Here is a 16,187-nt window from a genome sequence, read left to right as displayed (position 1 = left end):
ATGCCGGCGGTAGAAAGTTGCATGGCGGAAGCATTAAGTCCCGACGATGGGCTAATTCAACCGCAATGAGTTTCACATTTCGTCGCAATTCGGGTATATTTTTTGCAAGCCTTCCACCGCGGCATCCCCCAATAGTCGCGGTGGAAGGCTTTTCCATTGGCCCAGCCTTTTGTTGTTCGGGACTGTTTGCCCGGGCGGTGGGCTACGCCGCATCGGCCACCGCCTCCCTGAGCCGCCATCCTCCGCCGAGTCCGTCCCGGACGATTTCCATGGTGGTGAGCGCGGATCCGGCGTTCCGGCCGAGCCTGGCCTGGACCTGCCACACCTCGACGTCCACGCGACTCAACCCCTTCGGCATCCGGCGCTCAGCCTCCCACCACCTAACGCGCTCGAACCAGCGGACCGGTTCTGCCCCAATCAGCCATTCCCGGCCACCGCGAACGACCGCTACTGGCTGCCCGTCCGGAGCCGTTTTCACCACAACATGTTCCATGCGAGAGACAGTACGGAGAGGTACCGACATTGCCCGATGCGCGTTTTAAGCAACCGTGAGATTCCCCTCGCTGGGCACCTGAGCGACACTCTTGCGGCCCCTCAATCGGTTGCGGCGCTGTGCCGGTGCCCCTGGACCCGGTGCCCCGGACCCGGTACCCCCAAATATTGTCAGTGCCCGTACATAGGGTTTGAGTATGAGAAGCGGTGTGGCTTTGAGTGCGGCGGCGGGGACGACGCTTGTCGCGTCACTGGCTACATCCGCCGCCTCTGCTGCGGTTTCTGCTCGGTCGGTGGGCATCGTTCCGTCTTTATTGTCAGACCCTGCTTTTAGGCTTTGGGTATGAGAAGCGGAGTGGCTTTGAGTGCGGAGAGCAGGTCGGCGGTGGCGGCGCTTCTTGCGTCGGTTACGGCGTTTGCTGCTTCGGTGGGCGTGGGGCTGGAGGACTGCGAACCACTCAACGCTGATTCCTCGACTGAAACCGGCTCCCTGGCCGGCGGCGGTGTCGTGGTCGGTGAGCTCGTGCCCGATGCCGGTTCTTCCCGCGACGCCGGCCCCCTGGCTGCTGCCGGCGCCGCGCCTGGGGCCGGGCCCCTGGCTGCTGCTGGTTCTGTGCCTGAGGCCGGTTCTGAGGCTAGCGAGGGTGCTGTTTTTGTTGAGGATCCGTTGCGTGAGGCGGCGGATGGGTGTCTGGATGGTTTGACCGGGCTGGCGCGGTTGGAGGGGCAGTTCGCGGCGGTGAAGACCCGGCTGACTGCGGAGTACCTCGGGGTGTCGGAGGCGTTGATGCCGCCGGTGTCGGCCCCGCAGCAGCGCACGGTGCATCGGATGTCGATGGTCGCGGAGCTTGCGTGTGTGTTGACGGTCAGTGAACGCTCCGCCGACGCGCTGATTTGCCAGGCGGTGGCGTTGACGACGGCGTTGCCGTTGACGCTGGGGGCGTTGCAGGCCGGGCAGATTTCGTGGCAGCATGCCCGGATCATGGTCGATGAGACCGTGAACCTGGACCGGGCGGGCGCTGCGGCGCTGGAGGCGCACTTTTTGGCCCCGTACTTCCCGGACCTGGAGGTCCCGGACCCGGCGAGGGGCTGCCCGGCGGGGGAGCTGGTGCCGGGCCGGTTCCGTGCGAAGGCCCGGACGTGGCGGGAGCGGCACCACCCGGTCAGCATTGAGGCCCGGCATGCCAGGGGTGTGCAGGACCGGCGGGTGGAATTCCTGCCCGACAGTGACGGGATGGCCTGGTACAACACGTATCTGCCCGCGGACACCGCGGCGGGGATCTGGGAACGGACCACCGCCACGGCCCGGGCCCTGCAAGGCCCGGCCGAGGGACGGAACCTGACGCAGCTGCGCGCGGACGTCACCGCGGGCCTGCTCCTCACCGGCGAGATCACCGGGGGCACTTCAGAGCTCGGCAGCACCAGTTGCACTTCCGGGTCGAGCGCTCCCCGCACCACCGGCTCATCTTCCGGTATCGGCACCGAACTCCCCACCGTGGCTACCGCCGGCCACCGCGACGGCAGCGGCAGCGAACTCCCCACCGTGGCTACCGCCGGCCACCGCGACGGCAGCGGCGACAGCAGCGAGATCGGCACCGGCGCTTCATGGTCCGGCAGCACCGGTTCCGCTTCCGGGTCGGCCGCTTCCGGCGTTAGAGGGGCTGGGTTGTCGGGGGATGTGCGGTTGCCGCGGGCGCAGGTGCTGGTCACCGTACCGGTGCTGTCGCTGCTGGGGGTCACGGAGGAACCAGCGATGCTGGACGGGTACGGCCCGATCCCGCCGTCGATGGCCCGCCGGCTCGTCGCCGACGGCACCGACGCGATGTACCGGGTGCTGGTCGATCCGCGGGACGGGGCGCCGTTGGAGATCGGCCGGAAAAGCTACCGGCCAAGCAAAGCCCTGCGGCAGTGGCTGCGGCTGCGGGACGCGAAGTGCTCGTTCCCGGGCTGTAACAACGCGTCGCTGGATAACGAAACCGACCACCTGCTGGCCTGGGCCGACGGCGGCACCACAGGGATCGCCAACCTGGGCCAGGCCTGCCGTAAACACCACCGCCTCAAACACACCACCGCCTGGACACCCACCGGAGCCAGTAGAGACCACCCGCCCGGCTGGACGTCCCCAACAGGCCGCACCTACCCAAGCGAACACCAGGACTGGGAACCACCCCGACTGCCGGACGACATTCTGGCAATAGACGTGCCGTTCGGGTCCAGCCTGCCACTGGGCTGGGAACCGGAACCCGATGCCGGCCTGCCGCCGGGTGGGGAACCGGATCTCGATGCCGGCCTGCCGCCGGGTGGGGAACCGGACCTCGATGCCGGCCTGCCGCCGGGTGGGGAACCGGACCTCGATGCCGGCCTGCCGCCGGGTGGGGAACCGGACTTCGAACCCCACCTTCCGCCGGACCCAGGTCTTGGTCCCGGCGCCGGTCCGCGGCCGGTCTGGGAACCGGATATCGAATTCGACCCGCCCCCTGACTCTGGCCCCGGCGCAGACCTACCCCTGCCCGAAGACCCCTTCCCCGACTGGCACCACTACCTCTCCCCCGCCGCCTAAGGAACGTGCTGGTCAACTCAGGCCACCTCTCGGGACCGATCACGTCAGTCAACGGCGCAATCACCGGAAGGTAAATCGCCGGCGTTAAATCACCAGCACGCAATCCCGCGGCCTCACCCATACTGACATGCAAAAACCCCGCTGCGACGGGCGCGGTGCCTGCTGCAACGGGGTTATTCCTGGTGGGTCCTACCGGGATCGAACCGATGACATCCACGGTGTAAACGTGGCGCTCTACCAGCTGAGCTAAAGACCCAAAGCGTTGTTTCCGCACTTCAATGCGTCAACCAACGAACAATGACTCTACCGGAACCGACCCGGGAAACGCCAATCGCCGGACGCCGGTCCGGGCGCTGCGCGGCCGGCTCAGAGACTCCGCTCAGAAGCCCGTCCAAACCCCGGCTCAGAGGCTCGGGAGTTCCGCCGCCAGCCAGGTCAGGGATTCGCTGACGCCTGCCTCAAGTTTGATGGTCGCGAGGTCGTCGCCGCGGGTCTGGCCGCGGTTGATGATCACCACGGGCTTGCCCTGCTTGTTTGCGTGCCGGACAAACCGCAGCCCGCTCATCACCGTCAGGGACGAACCGGCCACCAGCAGAGCAGCCGCAGCGTCCACCATCGCGTAGGAGCGTTCCACCCGATCCTTGGGGACGTTCTCCCCGAAGTAGACGAAGTCGGGCTTGAGCGTGCCGCCGCAGGCAGGGCAGTTCGCCACCACGAACGTCTCAATCAGTTCCGCGTCCTCCACGGTCGCGTCGGCGTCGGGCGCCACCTCCACGACGCCCGCGGAGAGAGCCTCGGCCAAAAAGTTCGGGTTGAGTTCCTCCAACACGCCGGCCAGCAGCGACCGGCTGTAACGTCGATGGCAGGAAAGGCACGCGACCCGGTCAAAACGTCCGTGCAGGTCCACCACGTTGACGCTGCCGGCATCTTCATGCAGCCGGTCCACGTTCTGGGTGATCAGGCCGGTGAGGAGCCCGCGCTGTTCCAGCCGCGCGGCGGCCAGGTGGCCGTCGTTGGGGTCGGCCCGGCGCAGGTGCGACCAGCCGATGTGGTTGCGGGCCCAGTAACGCCGGCGGTTCTCCGGCGCGCCAATGAACTCCTGGTACGTCATCGGTGCCCGGGGCGCCGCGCCCGGGCCGCGGTAGTCCGGGATCCCCGAGTCGGTGCTCAATCCAGCGCCGGTCAGCAGGGCGAAGGGCTCCCCCGCCAACAGCCCGTGAATCTCCTGCAGGACTTCGAGTTCGCTGCGTGCCGGCTCGCCGGACGCTATGGGCGGCATGCTGGCGAACCCAGTCATCCCCACTCCCGGCCGCCGCGTCCTCATAGCCCCGCCTACGCCGTCAGTTTCCCGAGAGCCCTGCCAGGGCGGCACGGTAGCCGGCGAAGTCCCGGGCCTGGCCGCGGGGGTTCACAACGACATAACGCACGATTCCCTCGGCGTCGATAATGAAGGTGCCGCGCGTGGCCATGCCGCTGGCCGGGTCGAAGACACCGTACCGCTCAGCGACGGCGCCGTGCGGCCAGAAGTCCGCGAGCAGATCGAAGGTGTAGCCTTCCTTCTCCGCATAGGCGCGCTGCGCGAACTTGCTGTCTACCGACACCCCGAGCACGACGGCGTCGGCCTCATCGAACAGCGCGAGGTTGTCGCGCAACTCGCAAAGCTCGCCGGTGCAGATACCGGAGAACGCAAAGGGGAAAAACACCAACACGACGGTGCGTCCACGCAGCCCTGTGAGCCGGACGGGCTCACCGAACTGGTTGACCAGTTCGAAGTCCGGAGCGGCCTGCCCGACGGCGGGTACGGCGGTGGCCTGGGCCGCCGCCGCGGGTGCCGCCTGAGTCACTTGTTCTTCCGCGTGACCAGCCGGGTGGCACTCCAGTCACGGGACACGCCGGCAGACGTGGTGCAGTGCAGCCCCGCAGTGGGGGCCGCGTCCTGGATGTCCGACGGCGAAACGTAACCGGAGCGGCCATTCTTGGGTGTGAGCACCCAGACCACGCCGCCTTCGGTGAGCGTGGTCAGCGAGTCAACCAGAGTGTCAACGAGGTCCCCGTCGCCGTCGCGCCACCACAGGATGGCAGCGTCCACGACCTCGTGGTCGTCCTCATCAAAGAGTTCCGAACCGGTGAGGTCCTCAATGTCATCACGCAAGTCGAAGTCGACGTCGTCGTCATAACCGAATTCCTGAATCAGGTCTCCGTTTTTGAAACCCAATCTTTCCGCCACATTTACCGAAGTGGCGGCGTCGGCCTCGCTCACGTGTTGCTCCTATGCTGTTTGTGGGTCCCGGGGAACTGCCTGGTGCTAGTGATTTCCATTACTACAAGCCAACACCCTTTGGGCCTTTGCTTCAAGCTGCGGAGCCCGCGATCCGCCATATTCTGCGTCACACCGGGCATTACGGCGGCCCTTAGGAGGCCCCACGCACCAGAACCAGTATGCCTGTGAAATACGGCAAGGGCCTCATGCGACAGCTACGCATCCGCGGACTGGCAGGACTAGAGTGGCTGATGACGACCACGCCTGCGCGGACAACCGACCGCTGCTAGAGCCAGGCTTGGTTGTGATTGGACCTAGCCCGGCACACAGGACCGGGCTGCTGTTACCGATATATGTCGCACACGTCGCGTTCACGCCAGGCAGTTACCCTGCCGGAGCTGAGGGTGCCGGTGGATGCGCTCAAAGAGAGGTTGGACGTGGCTGCAGGAGAAGAAACCTCCCATATCCTCAGCGGGTTGACTAACCAGCTGCCTGATCGTGATCCCGAAGAGACCGCCGAATGGCTGGAGTCCCTGGATACCCTGATTCAGGAACAGGGCACCGAGCGTGCCCAGTACATCATGCGCAGCCTGCTCCAGCGGGCCGGCGCACAGAGCGTGGGCGTGCCGATGGTGACCACCACCGACTACGTCAACACCATCCCTGTGGACCAGGAAGCACCGTTCCCCGGCGACGAGGAGATCGAGCGCAAGTACCGCGCGTGGTTGCGCTGGAACGCCGCCGTCATGGTGCACCGGTCCCAGCGCCCGGACATCGGCGTCGGCGGCCACATCTCCACCTATGCCGGCGCGGCGACCCTGTACGAGGTCGGTTTTAACCACTTCTTCCGCGGCAAGGACCACGCCGGCGGCGGTGACCAGGTCTTCTTCCAGGGCCACGCCTCCCCCGGCATGTATGCCCGCGCTTTCCTTGAAGGCCGGTTGACGGAGCAGGACCTTGACGGCTTCCGGCAGGAGAAGTCCAAGGAAGGCCACGCGCTTTCCAGCTACCCGCACCCCCGCTTGATGCCGGAGTTCTGGGAGTTCCCCACCGTCTCCATGGGCATCGGTCCGATGAACGCCATCTATCAGGCGCAGTCGAACCGCTACCTGCATAACCGCGGGATCAAGGACACCTCCGAACAGCAGGTCTGGGCCTTCCTGGGCGACGGCGAAATGGACGAGCCCGAGTCGCGCGGCCTGCTTCAGCTGGCCGCAAACGAGAAACTGGACAACCTCAACTTCGTCATCAACTGCAACCTGCAGCGCCTCGACGGTCCGGTCCGCGGCAACGGCAAGATCATGCAGGAACTTGAAGCGTTCTTCCGCGGCGCCGGCTGGAACGTTATCAAGGTCGTCTGGGGCCGCGAGTGGGATGACCTGCTTGCCAAGGACGACGACGGCTCCCTCGTGAAGATCATGAACGAGACGGTCGACGGCGACTACCAGACCTACAAGGCCGAATCCGGCGGGTTCGTCCGCGAGCACTTCTTCGGCAAGACCCCGCAGACCAAGGACATGGTCGCGGACATGACGGACCAGGAAATCTGGAACCTCAAGCGCGGCGGCCACGACTACAACAAGGTTTACGCCGCCTACAAGGCCGCCACCGAGTTCAAGGGCAAGCCGACGGTCATCCTCGCCCACACGGTCAAGGGCTACGGCCTGGGCACCCACTTCGAGGGCCGCAACGCGACCCACCAGATGAAGAAACTCACGCTCGCGGACCTGAAGGCCTTCCGCGACCACCTGCGCATTCCGATCACGGACGAACAGCTCGAAGCCGACCCCTACCAGCCGCCGTACTACCACCCCGGCACCGACGCCCCGGAGATCAAGTACCTGATGGAACGCCGTCAGGCCCTGGGCGGGTTCGTCCCGGAGCGCCGCTCCAAGCACACCGACGTCTCCCTCCCCGGGGACAAGGCGTACGAGGTGGCGAACCGTGGTTCCGGCAAGCAGCAGGCGGCCACCACCATGGCGTTCGTCCGGCTGCTCAAGGACCTGATGCGGGACAAGGAGTTCGGCTCCAGGATCGTGCCGATCATCCCGGATGAGGCACGCACCTTCGGCATCGACGCGTTCTTCCCGACCGCGAAGATCTACAACCCGAACGGCCAGAACTACCTCTCCGTGGACCGCGACCTCGTCCTGGCCTACAAAGAATCCATTGCCGGCCAGATCGTACACGCAGGCATCAACGAGGCAGGCTCCGTTGCGGCGTTCACCGCGGCGGGCACCTCCTACGCCACCCACGGCGAACCGCTGATTCCGATCTACGTCTTCTACTCGATGTTCGGTTTCCAGCGGACCGGCGATTCCTTCTGGGCCGCAGCGGACCAGATGACGCGCGGGTTCATCATCGGCGCCACCGCGGGCCGCACCACGCTGACCGGCGAGGGCCTGCAGCACGCCGACGGACACTCCCCGCTGCTGGCCTCGACCAACCCGGCCGTCGTCACCTACGACCCGGCCTACGGTTACGAGATCGGCGTCATCATGCGTGATGGCCTCAACCGGATGTACGGACCCGGCCCTGCCGACAACGACCCGTCCCGGAACCTGATGTACTACCTCACGGTCTACAACGAACCGATCGTCCAGCCGCCGGCGCCGGCGGAGCTCGACGTCGAGGGCATCATCAAGGGCATCTACCTGCTGGCACCGGCCAAGATCGACGGCCCGCGCACGCAGCTTCTCGCCTCCGGTGTGTCCGTCCCCTGGGCTCTCGAGGCCCAGCGGGTTCTCGCCGAAGACTGGGGCGTCTCCGCGGACGTCTGGTCGGTGACCTCCTGGACCGAGCTTCGCCGCGACGCCATGGCCGCCGAGGAAGAAGCTTTCCTCAACCCCGGCCAGCCGGCCCGCGTGCCGTTCGTCACCGAACAGCTCGCCGGTGCCACCGGACCGATCGTGGCCGTGTCGGACTACATGAAGGCCGTGCCGGACCAGATCCGGCAGTTCATTCCGAACGAGTTCGCCTCGCTCGGCGCGGACGGTTTCGGCTTCTCGGATACCCGGGCCGCCGCGCGGCGCTTCTTCAAGAACGACATCCACTCAATCGTGGTCCGTTCCCTGGAGATGCTGGCCCGCCGCGGCGAGGTCGACGCCCAGGCCCCCGCCCAGGCCATCGAGAAGTACCGCCTGCTCAACGTCAATGCCGGTACCACCGGCAACGCGGGCGGCGAGTCCTAAGCACCGGCCCGAACAGCACCGGCGCGAGCAGCGCCACAGCGAACGCCCGACGGCGGTTCCCACCCAGGTGGGGGCCGCCGTCGGGCGTTTAACGCTGTGAGTCAGCGCAAACGGAGTTGTAGCCTTTGCACAAATGGAGCTTGGCCTGCAGGCGCCGTATGCTCGTTGACATGGCAGAGCCCACCACCACTCCCGCAAAACGCCAGCCGTCCGCGCGGGCCCTCACCCCGGAGAAGGCCGAGACGCTGAAAAAGCTCCGGTCCAGCGTGGGCCAACTGTCCACCACCACGCTGCGGCAGCTCGAAAAGTCGCTGCCCTGGTATAGCCGGCTGAACTCCGACGAACGCTCGGCCCTCGGCATGGTCGCGCAGAACGGCATCGCGGCCTTCGTTACCTGGTTCGACCGGCCCAGCTCACCCTCCTGGATCCTGTCCGACGTTTTCGGCACCGCCCCGACGGAGCTGACCCGCTCAATCAGCCTGCAAAAAGCGCTGCAACTGATCCGGATCGTTGTCGAGGTAGTGGAGGAACAGGTGCCGATCATCGCGCCCGAGGCCGACCAGGCTGCCCTGCGCGAGGCCGTGCTGCGCTACTCCCGGGAGGTGGCCTTCGCCGCCGCCGACGTCTACGCCCGCGCCGCCGAAACCCGCGGCTCGTGGGATACCCGGCTGGAGGCGCTCATTGTCGACGCGATCCTGCGCGGCGAAAACACCGACGCGCTGCGCTCCCGGATCGCGGCGCTGGGCTGGAAAGCGCAGGAACGCTTCACCGTGATGGTGGGAAACTCGCCGTCGGAACCCAACGCTTCCTACGTCAGCGAACTCCGCCGCACCGCCGGCCGCTTCGCCGAGGACGCCCTCGTCGGCATCCAGGGCGACCGGCTGATCCTGATCCTGGGCGGGGTGCAGGACCGGGAAACGGCCTGCCAGAAACTCAGCGACCTCTTCGCCCCCGGCCCGGTGGTCTACGGGGCCGAGGCAAGCTCGCTGCTCGAGGCCAGCAGCTCCGCCCAGTCCGCCTTCGCCGGACTGACCGCGGCACGCGCGTGGCCCTCGGCGCCGCGCCCCGTGGCCGCAGATGACCTGCTGCCGGAGCGGGTGATTTCCGGCGACGACGCCGCCCGCCGGTCCCTGGTCAAAAACATATACCGGCCCCTGCTCGCCGCCTCGAACGGGCTGGTAGAGACGCTCGGAACATACTTGGAACTGGGACACTCGCTCGAGGCGACGGCCCGCGAACTCTTCGTCCACGCCAACACCGTCAGGTACCGGCTCAAGCGCGTCTGCGATGTGACAGGCTGGGATCCGCTGATCCCGCGGGAGGCTTTCGTGCTCCAGGCGGCCCTGGTGGTCGGCCGGCTCTCGGCCCCGCCAAGGCCCGCAGTGGAACGCAACCCGTCCCGTAACAACAGCTGACCCGTTGTAGACTTCCTACAACCTGACCCAGTGGTCTTGGTGCATGAAAGTACCGATGAATCACGCGGCAATTTGGAAAGCTGGATACGTGCTTGCAATCGTCTGCCCTGGACAGGGCTCCCAGACCCCTGGTTTTCTGGCCCCCTGGCTGGAACTGCCTTCCGTCGCAGGCCACCTGGCCTCCCTTAGCGAAATAGCAGGTATCGACCTCACCGCCCACGGCACCACCTCCGACGAGGAGACCATCAAGGACACCGCCGTCGCGCAGCCGCTGATCGTCGCCGCCGGACTCGTTGCCGCCAAGTCCCTTTTCGACGTCGAGCTCGGCGCCCTCCCGGTCATCCTCGCCGGGCACTCGGTCGGTGAAATCACCGCCTCCGCCCTGGCCGGCGTCCTGACCGAAACCGAAGCGATGACCTTCGTCCGGGAACGCGCCAACGGCATGGCCGCCGCCGCTGCGGCCACCCCCACCGGCATGAGCGCCGTCGTGGGCGGAGACCCGGCAGAGGTACTGGCCGCGATCGAAGCCTGTGGCCTGACCCCGGCCAACGTTAACGGAGCCGGCCAGACGGTTGCCGCCGGCACCCTGGAGCAGCTCAAGGCGCTGGCAGACAAACCGCCGGCGAAGGCCCGCGTGATCCCGCTCAAGGTCGCCGGCGCGTTCCACACGGCGCACATGTCCCCCGCGGTCGCGGCCCTGCAGGCGCTGCGGCCCTCGCTGCACCCGCGGAACCCGCAGGTTCCGCTGCTCTCCAACTTCGACGGCGCCGAGGTGACCGACGGCGGTTCAGCCGTTGACAGCCTGATCGCCCAGGTTTCCCGCCCGGTCCGCTGGGACCGCTGCATGGACACCCTGGTGCAGCGCGGCGTAACCGGCCTGATCGAGCTGGCCCCGGCCGGAACGCTGGCCGGCCTGGCAAAGCGCGGCATGCCGGGTGTGAAGACTGTCACCGTCAAGACCCCGGATGACTTGTCCGATGCCTTGGCCCTATTCGCAGAATTGGAGGGAGGGAAATGAGCACTCCTACTCTGAAGCAGGCTCCCCTGCAGGAAAACACGCGGGTGATGGGCGTCGGAGCCTACCGGCCCGACGTCATCGTCACCAACGAGGACGTCTGCCAGTGGATCGACTCCTCGGACGAGTGGATCCGGCAGCGCACCGGCATCATCACCCGGCACCGCGCCCCGGCTGACATCGGCGTCATCGACATGGCCGAAGGCGCAGCCCGCGAGGCGCTGCAGAAGGCCGGCATCGAAGCCTCTGAACTCGGGGCCGTCATCGTCTCCACCGTCACCCACCCGTACGCCACGCCGTCGGCCGCCGCCAGCCTGACCGACCGTCTCGGCGCCACCCCGGCACCCGCGTTCGACATCTCCGCCGCCTGCGCCGGCTACTGCTACGGCATCGCCCAGGCCGACGCGCTGGTCCGCTCCGGAGCGGCGAAGTACGTGCTGGTGGTCGGCGCGGAGAAGCTCTCCGACGTCATCGACAACACGGAGCGCACCATCTCCTTCCTGCTCGGCGACGGGGCAGGCGCCGTCGTGATCGGCCCCTCCGACACCCCCGGCATCGGCCCGTCCGTGTGGGGCTCGGACGGCAGCAAGTGGGATGCCATCGGGATGACGCACTCGATGCTGAACATCCGTGAGCTCTCCCTGGCCGGCAAGCACGACTCGGCCCTCAGCGAGGGCGAGGCCGCGGTCACGGAAGCAGCCCTGTGGCCCACGCTGCGCCAGGACGGCCAGACGGTCTTCCGCTGGGCGGTCTGGGAAATGGCCAAGGTGGCCCAGCAGGCCCTCGACGCAGCCGGCATCTCCGCGGACGACCTCGCAGCGTTCATCCCGCACCAGGCCAACATGCGCATCATCGATGAGATGGCCAAGAAGCTCAAGCTTCCGGAGACCGTCGTGGTCGCCCGGGATATCGCCGAAGCTGGCAACACTTCGGCAGCCTCCATCCCCCTCGCCACCCACCGCCTGCTCCAGGAACACCCGGAACTTAGCGGTGGACTGGCCCTGCAGATTGGGTTCGGGGCCGGACTGGTCTTCGGCGCCCAGGTGATTGTGCTTCCGTAGGCGGCCACCGCACTCCCTCCGCTGCTGGCCTTGACCGGTCACCGGCGGCAACTACAAGAAAAAGGAGCCATCCATGGCTAACAACGAAGAAATCCTGGCCGGCCTGGCCGAGATCGTCAACGAAGAGACCGGCCTCGCCCCCGAGGCCGTTGAGCTGGACAAGTCCTTCACCGAGGACCTGGACATTGACTCCATCTCGATGATGACCATCGTGGTCAACGCCGAGGAAAAGTTCGGCGTACGCATCCCGGACGAAGAGGTCAAGAACCTCAAGACCGTCGGCGACGCCGTCAGCTTCATCGCCAACGCCCAGGCCTAATACCCGCTGAGCTTGGCTCCGGCTTCCTTAGGCCGGACCTGTGGCCGGACCGGGGCGCTGTACCGGCGTCCCGGACCGGAGCACCACCACCAAACCCCTAGTTTTCATGACCACCGAGCTTTTCCTACGCAGGCCCCGGCCGCCTTCAGGCACCGGACTCGGCAGGCGCACCGACGAAAGAGTGATCCCATGGCACGCAAAGTAGTCATCACCGGTCTGGGTGCCACCACGCCCATCGGCGGCGATGTCCCCACAATGTGGAAGAACGCGCTGAAGGGCGTCTCCGGCGCGCACACGCTTGAGGATGACTGGGTGGCCAAATTCGAGCTGCCGGTGCACTTCGCTGCACGCGCCTCCAACCCCGCGACCGAGGTCCTAAGCCGGGTCGAAGCCAAGCGCATGGACCCGTCCACGCAGTTTGCCGTGGTCGCCTCCCGCGAGGCCTGGGCCGACGCCGGCATCACCGAGATCGACCACGACCGTCTGGCCGTGGCCTTCGCCACCGGCATCGGCGGCGTCTGGACCCTCCTGGACGCCTGGGACACCCTGCGCGAAAAGGGCCCCCGCCGCGTCCTGCCGATGACCGTGCCCATGCTGATGCCCAACGGCCCCGCTGCAGCCGTCAGCCTCGACCTGGGCGCCCGTGCCGGCGCCCACACCCCTGTTTCCGCCTGTGCGTCCGGCACCGAAGCGGTGCACATGGGACTGGACCTGATCCGCTCCGGCAAGGCCGACGTCGTCGTCTGCGGCGGCGCGGAGGCGGCCATCCACCCGATGCCGATCGCCGCGTTCGCCTCGATGCAGGCGCTCTCGCGCCGTAACGACGACCCCGAGGGCGCCTCCCGCCCCTACGACCGCGACCGTGACGGTTTCGTCATGGGTGAAGGCGCCGGCGCGCTGGTCCTCGAAGCCGAGGAGCACGCCCTTGCGCGCGGCGCCCGGATCTACGCGGAACTGGCCGGCACCTCGGTGACCGCCGACGCCTATCACATCACCGCTCCGGACCCGGAAGGCCTCGGCGCCACCCGCGCCCTGAAGGCTGCCATGTTTGACGGCCGGATCCAGGCCGAGGACGTGGTGCACGTCAACGCGCACGCCACCTCCACCCCCGTCGGCGACAAGCCCGAGTACACCGCCCTGAAGGCAGCGCTGGGCGGGCACGTGGACGACGTCGCCGTCTCGGCCACCAAGTCGCAGATGGGCCACCTGCTGGGTGCTTCCGGCGCCGTGGAAGCCGTCCTGACGGTGCTGGCGGTGCACGACCGCAAGGCGCCGGTCACGATCAACCTGGAGAACCAGGATCCGGACATCCCGCTCGACGTCGTCACCTCCGAGCGTGCACTGCCCGGCGGCAGCATCGTGGCGCTGAGCAACTCCTTCGGCTTCGGCGGCCACAACGCCGTAATCGCTATCCGCAGCGTCTAGCCAAAGCAGCGCCGACCCGGCGGCGCGAAATGACAGATGGCGGCAATGTTCTTCGAGAACATTGCCGCCATCTGTACTTTGGCTAGGCCACGGACGTTACTTGTTGACTACCGGGTTGACCTCCGCCTTGGCGATGGAACCGGTGCCGGTACCCCAGGCATCCAGGATCTTCTTGTACGAGCCGTCCTTGATGAGTTTATTCATGGCCTGCGAGACCGCGTCCGCCAAGGGAAGGTTGTTCTTGGCTACTGCGATGCCCACCGGCGACGCTCCATAGACGTCGCCCAGAGTCTGCAATGTGCCGTTGGACTGGGCGATTGCGTAGCCGACGGTGATGGACCCAGCCGCCATGGCATCGAGGCCTCCGGCCACCAGACGGGTGGTGACGTCAGTCTGGTTCTTTTGTGAAACGACGTTGATGGCCGGCTTTCCGTCCGCCACGCACTTGGCGTTCCGGCCAGAGATGTCCGGGTCCTCCTGGAACGTGCCGGTCTGGACACCTACGGACTTGCCGCACAGATCATCCAGGTTGACGTTCTTCGGGTTGCCCTTCTGGACTGCCCACTGTGAGCCCGCCTGGAAATAGCTGACGAAGTTGGCTGCCTTGCTGCGTTCCTTGGTGATGAAGAAGGACGAGACACCGAGGTCGTACTTGGGGCCGAGGGCAGGAAGAATGCCGTCGAACCCGGCCGTTTTCACATCCACTTTCAGGCCGAGGGTCGCTCCGAGGGCTTTGGCGATGTCGACGTCGTAGCCCACCGGGGTTTGGCCGTCGGAGGCCGCGAGAAACTCCGCCGGGGCGTACGTGGTGTCCGAGCCCACGACCAGGGTGCCCTTGGTCCTGATTGCCTCCGGCACCAGTGCCGCCAGCGTGTCGTCCTTGGCGACGCTCGCCGGATCGAAGCTCGCCCCGCCGGACGGCTGGCTGGCACCGTTTGACTCGGAAGCCGACGTGCACCCGGTCAGCGCGATCAATCCCGCGGCAACGATGGCCGTGGCCTTTACGCTTTTCAACTGCTTTGCATTCATTTCTTGGCAACCTTCATTTCGGGAAAATACCGGAAACAGCGGACGATCGGACGCGGTTCCTGGACTAATCAGGTGGTCGGGCAGCTCGAACCGGTTGAGTCAGCACCCGTTACGGTCAGGCTCCCTGGCTGATCCGGCGGATAGCCACTTCGGCGAGCCACGAGGCCGCGTCAGGAAGCACCGCATCGTCAAAGAGGGCGTGGGGTGAGTGGTTGGAGCCGGCGTCGGCCGGGTCGTCGTGGGCGCACGCGCTCAGGAACAGGAAGGCGCTGGGCACCTCGTTGGCCACGAAGGAGAAGTCCTCTGCGCCCGGCATCGGGTTGGGCATCGCCCGGTAACGGTCCTCACCAAACATGTCCACAATTGTCTGACGTGCCAGCTCGTACTCCGCGGCCGCGTTCACCGTGACAGGGTACAGCTCGTGGTAGTCGACGTCGGCCTTCAAACCGTGGGCTGCGGCGATTCCTTCAAGCAGCCGCACACTCTTCTCCCTGATGCGCGACTCTGCGCTGAAGCTGCGCACGGTGGCGTCAAACACGGCGTCTTCCGGGATGATGTTCTCTCTCGTTCCGCCGGCGATCCTTCCGACCGTCAGCACAACGGGATCGAACACGTCGAAGGCCCGGGTCACCATGGTCTGGAGGGCCGTGACCGCCTCGCAGAGGGCAGGGATGGGGTCTTTGGCGAAGTGGGGCTGTGAGCCGTGCCCGCCCGAGCCCGTGAACCGCACGTGCAGGTCATCGACGGCGGCCATCTGCGGACCGGAGCGCCCGAACCAGACACCGTTGGGCTCGGCGGCGGAGAACACGTGCAGGCCAAAGGCGGCGTCCGCCCGCCGCCCGGCTGCTGTGAGGACGCCTTCTTCGATCATGGGCGCTGCACCGCCTGGACCTTCTTCGCCCGGCTGGAACATAAAGACGACGTCGCCGGCCAGTTCCGCCTTGAGCGCGTGCAGGATCCGCACGGCTCCCAGCAGTCCGGCGACGTGCATGTCGTGTCCGCAGGCGTGCATCAGGCCGTCATGCGTCGACTTGTACGCCAGGTCGTTGTCCTCTGCGACCGGCAGCGCGTCCATGTCGGCTCGCAGCAACACGACTGGCTTGACGCCGGAGGCCGGCGCTGCTCCTCCCCGTAGGACCGCGGTCACCGAGGACAGCTTCTTGCCGGTGCTGATTTCGAGCCCGAGACCTTCCAGCTCGGCCAGGATCCGTTCCTGGGTAAGCGGAAGGTGATTGCCGAGCTCGGGAATGCGGTGCAGTTCGCGCCGGAAGCCGGCGAGGTCACCGGCCATGCTGGACGCCAGGTCCTGAGTGGGCGTTGTGGGTCGGGTGTCAGAGACGGTCAAGGTTATCCATGCTTTCAGTGTTGAGCTTTCCCCGGAGGGTCCACGGTGTACTGCTGGTCCGGTACGGGGTGAGTC

13 protein-coding genes and 1 tRNA gene are annotated in these 16,187 nt (G+C 66.6%); 7 read left to right on the top strand and 7 right to left on the bottom strand.

Annotation, left to right across the window (positions count from 1 at the left end; all coding sequences use genetic code 11):
• Window positions 1-202: 202 nt before the first annotated feature.
• On the bottom strand, window positions 203-493 hold the full coding sequence (locus QFZ61_RS10235) for a hypothetical protein (RefSeq protein WP_307035690.1): 291 nt from the start codon (window positions 491-493) through the stop codon (window positions 203-205).
• A 342-nt stretch (window positions 494-835) separates the two neighbouring features.
• On the opposite strand from QFZ61_RS10235, the gene QFZ61_RS10230 reads away from it, so the two are divergent.
• Window positions 836-3,052: an HNH endonuclease signature motif containing protein gene (locus QFZ61_RS10230; RefSeq protein WP_307035688.1), complete on the top strand. Its 2,217-nt coding sequence runs from the start codon at window positions 836-838 to the stop codon at window positions 3,050-3,052.
• Window positions 3,053-3,232: 180 nt separating this feature from the next.
• Here QFZ61_RS10230 and QFZ61_RS10225 read toward each other — a convergent pair.
• From QFZ61_RS10225 to QFZ61_RS10210, 4 genes are all read right to left on the bottom strand, one after another.
• A tRNA-Val gene (locus QFZ61_RS10225) sits at window positions 3,233-3,308 on the bottom strand.
• 147 nt (window positions 3,309-3,455) lie between these two features.
• Complete coding sequence (locus tag QFZ61_RS10220; RefSeq protein WP_307035686.1) at window positions 3,456-4,376, bottom strand: NAD-dependent protein deacetylase; 921 nt, start codon at window positions 4,374-4,376, stop codon at window positions 3,456-3,458.
• Window positions 4,377-4,392: 16 nt separating this feature from the next.
• Window positions 4,393-4,896 (bottom strand): peroxiredoxin, encoded by a 504-nt coding sequence (locus QFZ61_RS10215; protein WP_307035684.1) that lies wholly within the window; start codon window positions 4,894-4,896, stop codon window positions 4,393-4,395.
• Window positions 4,893-5,312: a DUF3052 domain-containing protein gene (locus QFZ61_RS10210; protein WP_307035682.1), complete on the bottom strand. Its 420-nt coding sequence runs from the start codon at window positions 5,310-5,312 to the stop codon at window positions 4,893-4,895. The genes QFZ61_RS10215 and QFZ61_RS10210 overlap by 4 nt, the downstream gene beginning before the upstream one ends.
• A 437-nt stretch (window positions 5,313-5,749) precedes the next feature.
• Here QFZ61_RS10210 and aceE point away from each other — a divergent pair, with 437 nt between their 5' ends.
• From aceE to fabF, 6 genes are all read left to right on the top strand, one after another.
• Entirely contained in the window at window positions 5,750-8,503 is a 2,754-nt protein-coding gene (gene aceE / locus QFZ61_RS10205) for a pyruvate dehydrogenase (acetyl-transferring), homodimeric type (RefSeq protein ID WP_307035680.1), read from the top strand.
• Between the two features lie 170 nt (window positions 8,504-8,673).
• On the top strand, window positions 8,674-9,918 hold the full coding sequence (locus QFZ61_RS10200; RefSeq protein WP_307035678.1) for a CdaR family transcriptional regulator: 1,245 nt from the start codon (window positions 8,674-8,676) through the stop codon (window positions 9,916-9,918).
• 88 nt (window positions 9,919-10,006) lie between these two features.
• Window positions 10,007-10,936: an ACP S-malonyltransferase gene (locus tag QFZ61_RS10195; protein WP_307035676.1), complete on the top strand. Its 930-nt coding sequence runs from the start codon at window positions 10,007-10,009 to the stop codon at window positions 10,934-10,936.
• Window positions 10,933-11,994, top strand: a complete 1,062-nt coding sequence (locus tag QFZ61_RS10190) for a beta-ketoacyl-ACP synthase III (protein ID WP_307035675.1) — start codon at window positions 10,933-10,935, stop codon at window positions 11,992-11,994. The genes QFZ61_RS10195 and QFZ61_RS10190 overlap by 4 nt, the downstream gene beginning before the upstream one ends.
• A 73-nt stretch (window positions 11,995-12,067) precedes the next feature.
• Window positions 12,068-12,313 carry an acyl carrier protein gene (locus tag QFZ61_RS10185; protein ID WP_091256299.1) on the top strand — a complete coding sequence of 82 codons (246 nt, stop codon included), beginning with the start codon at window positions 12,068-12,070 and terminating at the stop codon, window positions 12,311-12,313.
• Between the two features lie 189 nt (window positions 12,314-12,502).
• Window positions 12,503-13,738: a beta-ketoacyl-ACP synthase II gene (gene fabF / locus QFZ61_RS10180; protein ID WP_307035672.1), complete on the top strand. Its 1,236-nt coding sequence runs from the start codon at window positions 12,503-12,505 to the stop codon at window positions 13,736-13,738.
• A gap of 96 nt (window positions 13,739-13,834) precedes the next feature.
• Here the strand turns inward: fabF and QFZ61_RS10175 are convergent, their stop codons facing one another.
• Entirely contained in the window at window positions 13,835-14,767 is a 933-nt protein-coding gene (locus tag QFZ61_RS10175) for an ABC transporter substrate-binding protein (protein ID WP_307035670.1), read from the bottom strand.
• Between the two features lie 115 nt (window positions 14,768-14,882).
• Window positions 14,883-16,112, bottom strand: a complete 1,230-nt coding sequence (locus QFZ61_RS10170) for a M20 family metallopeptidase (RefSeq protein WP_307035668.1) — start codon at window positions 16,110-16,112, stop codon at window positions 14,883-14,885.
• Window positions 16,113-16,187: the final 75 nt, after the last annotated feature.

The sequence above is a fragment of the Arthrobacter sp. B3I4 genome (assembly GCF_030816855.1).
Taxonomy (GTDB): Bacteria; Actinomycetota; Actinomycetes; order Actinomycetales; family Micrococcaceae; genus Arthrobacter.
This window is presented reverse-complemented; position numbering and strand designations above follow the sequence as displayed.

Coding starts and splice junctions, on each gene's coding strand:
- QFZ61_RS10220 (WP_307035686.1), bottom strand. CDS start 4,376: ATGAGGACGCGGCGGCCGGGAGTGGGGATGACTGGGTTCGCCAGCATG.
- QFZ61_RS10190 (WP_307035675.1), top strand. CDS start 10,933: ATGAGCACTCCTACTCTGAAGCAGGCTCCCCTGCAGGAAAACACGCGG.
- QFZ61_RS10235 (WP_307035690.1), bottom strand. CDS start 493: ATGGAACATGTTGTGGTGAAAACGGCTCCGGACGGGCAGCCAGTAGCG.
- fabF (WP_307035672.1), top strand. CDS start 12,503: ATGGCACGCAAAGTAGTCATCACCGGTCTGGGTGCCACCACGCCCATC.
- QFZ61_RS10200 (WP_307035678.1), top strand. CDS start 8,674: ATGGCAGAGCCCACCACCACTCCCGCAAAACGCCAGCCGTCCGCGCGG.
- QFZ61_RS10175 (WP_307035670.1), bottom strand. CDS start 14,767: ATGAATGCAAAGCAGTTGAAAAGCGTAAAGGCCACGGCCATCGTTGCC.
- QFZ61_RS10185 (WP_091256299.1), top strand. CDS start 12,068: ATGGCTAACAACGAAGAAATCCTGGCCGGCCTGGCCGAGATCGTCAAC.
- QFZ61_RS10230 (WP_307035688.1), top strand. CDS start 836: ATGAGAAGCGGAGTGGCTTTGAGTGCGGAGAGCAGGTCGGCGGTGGCG.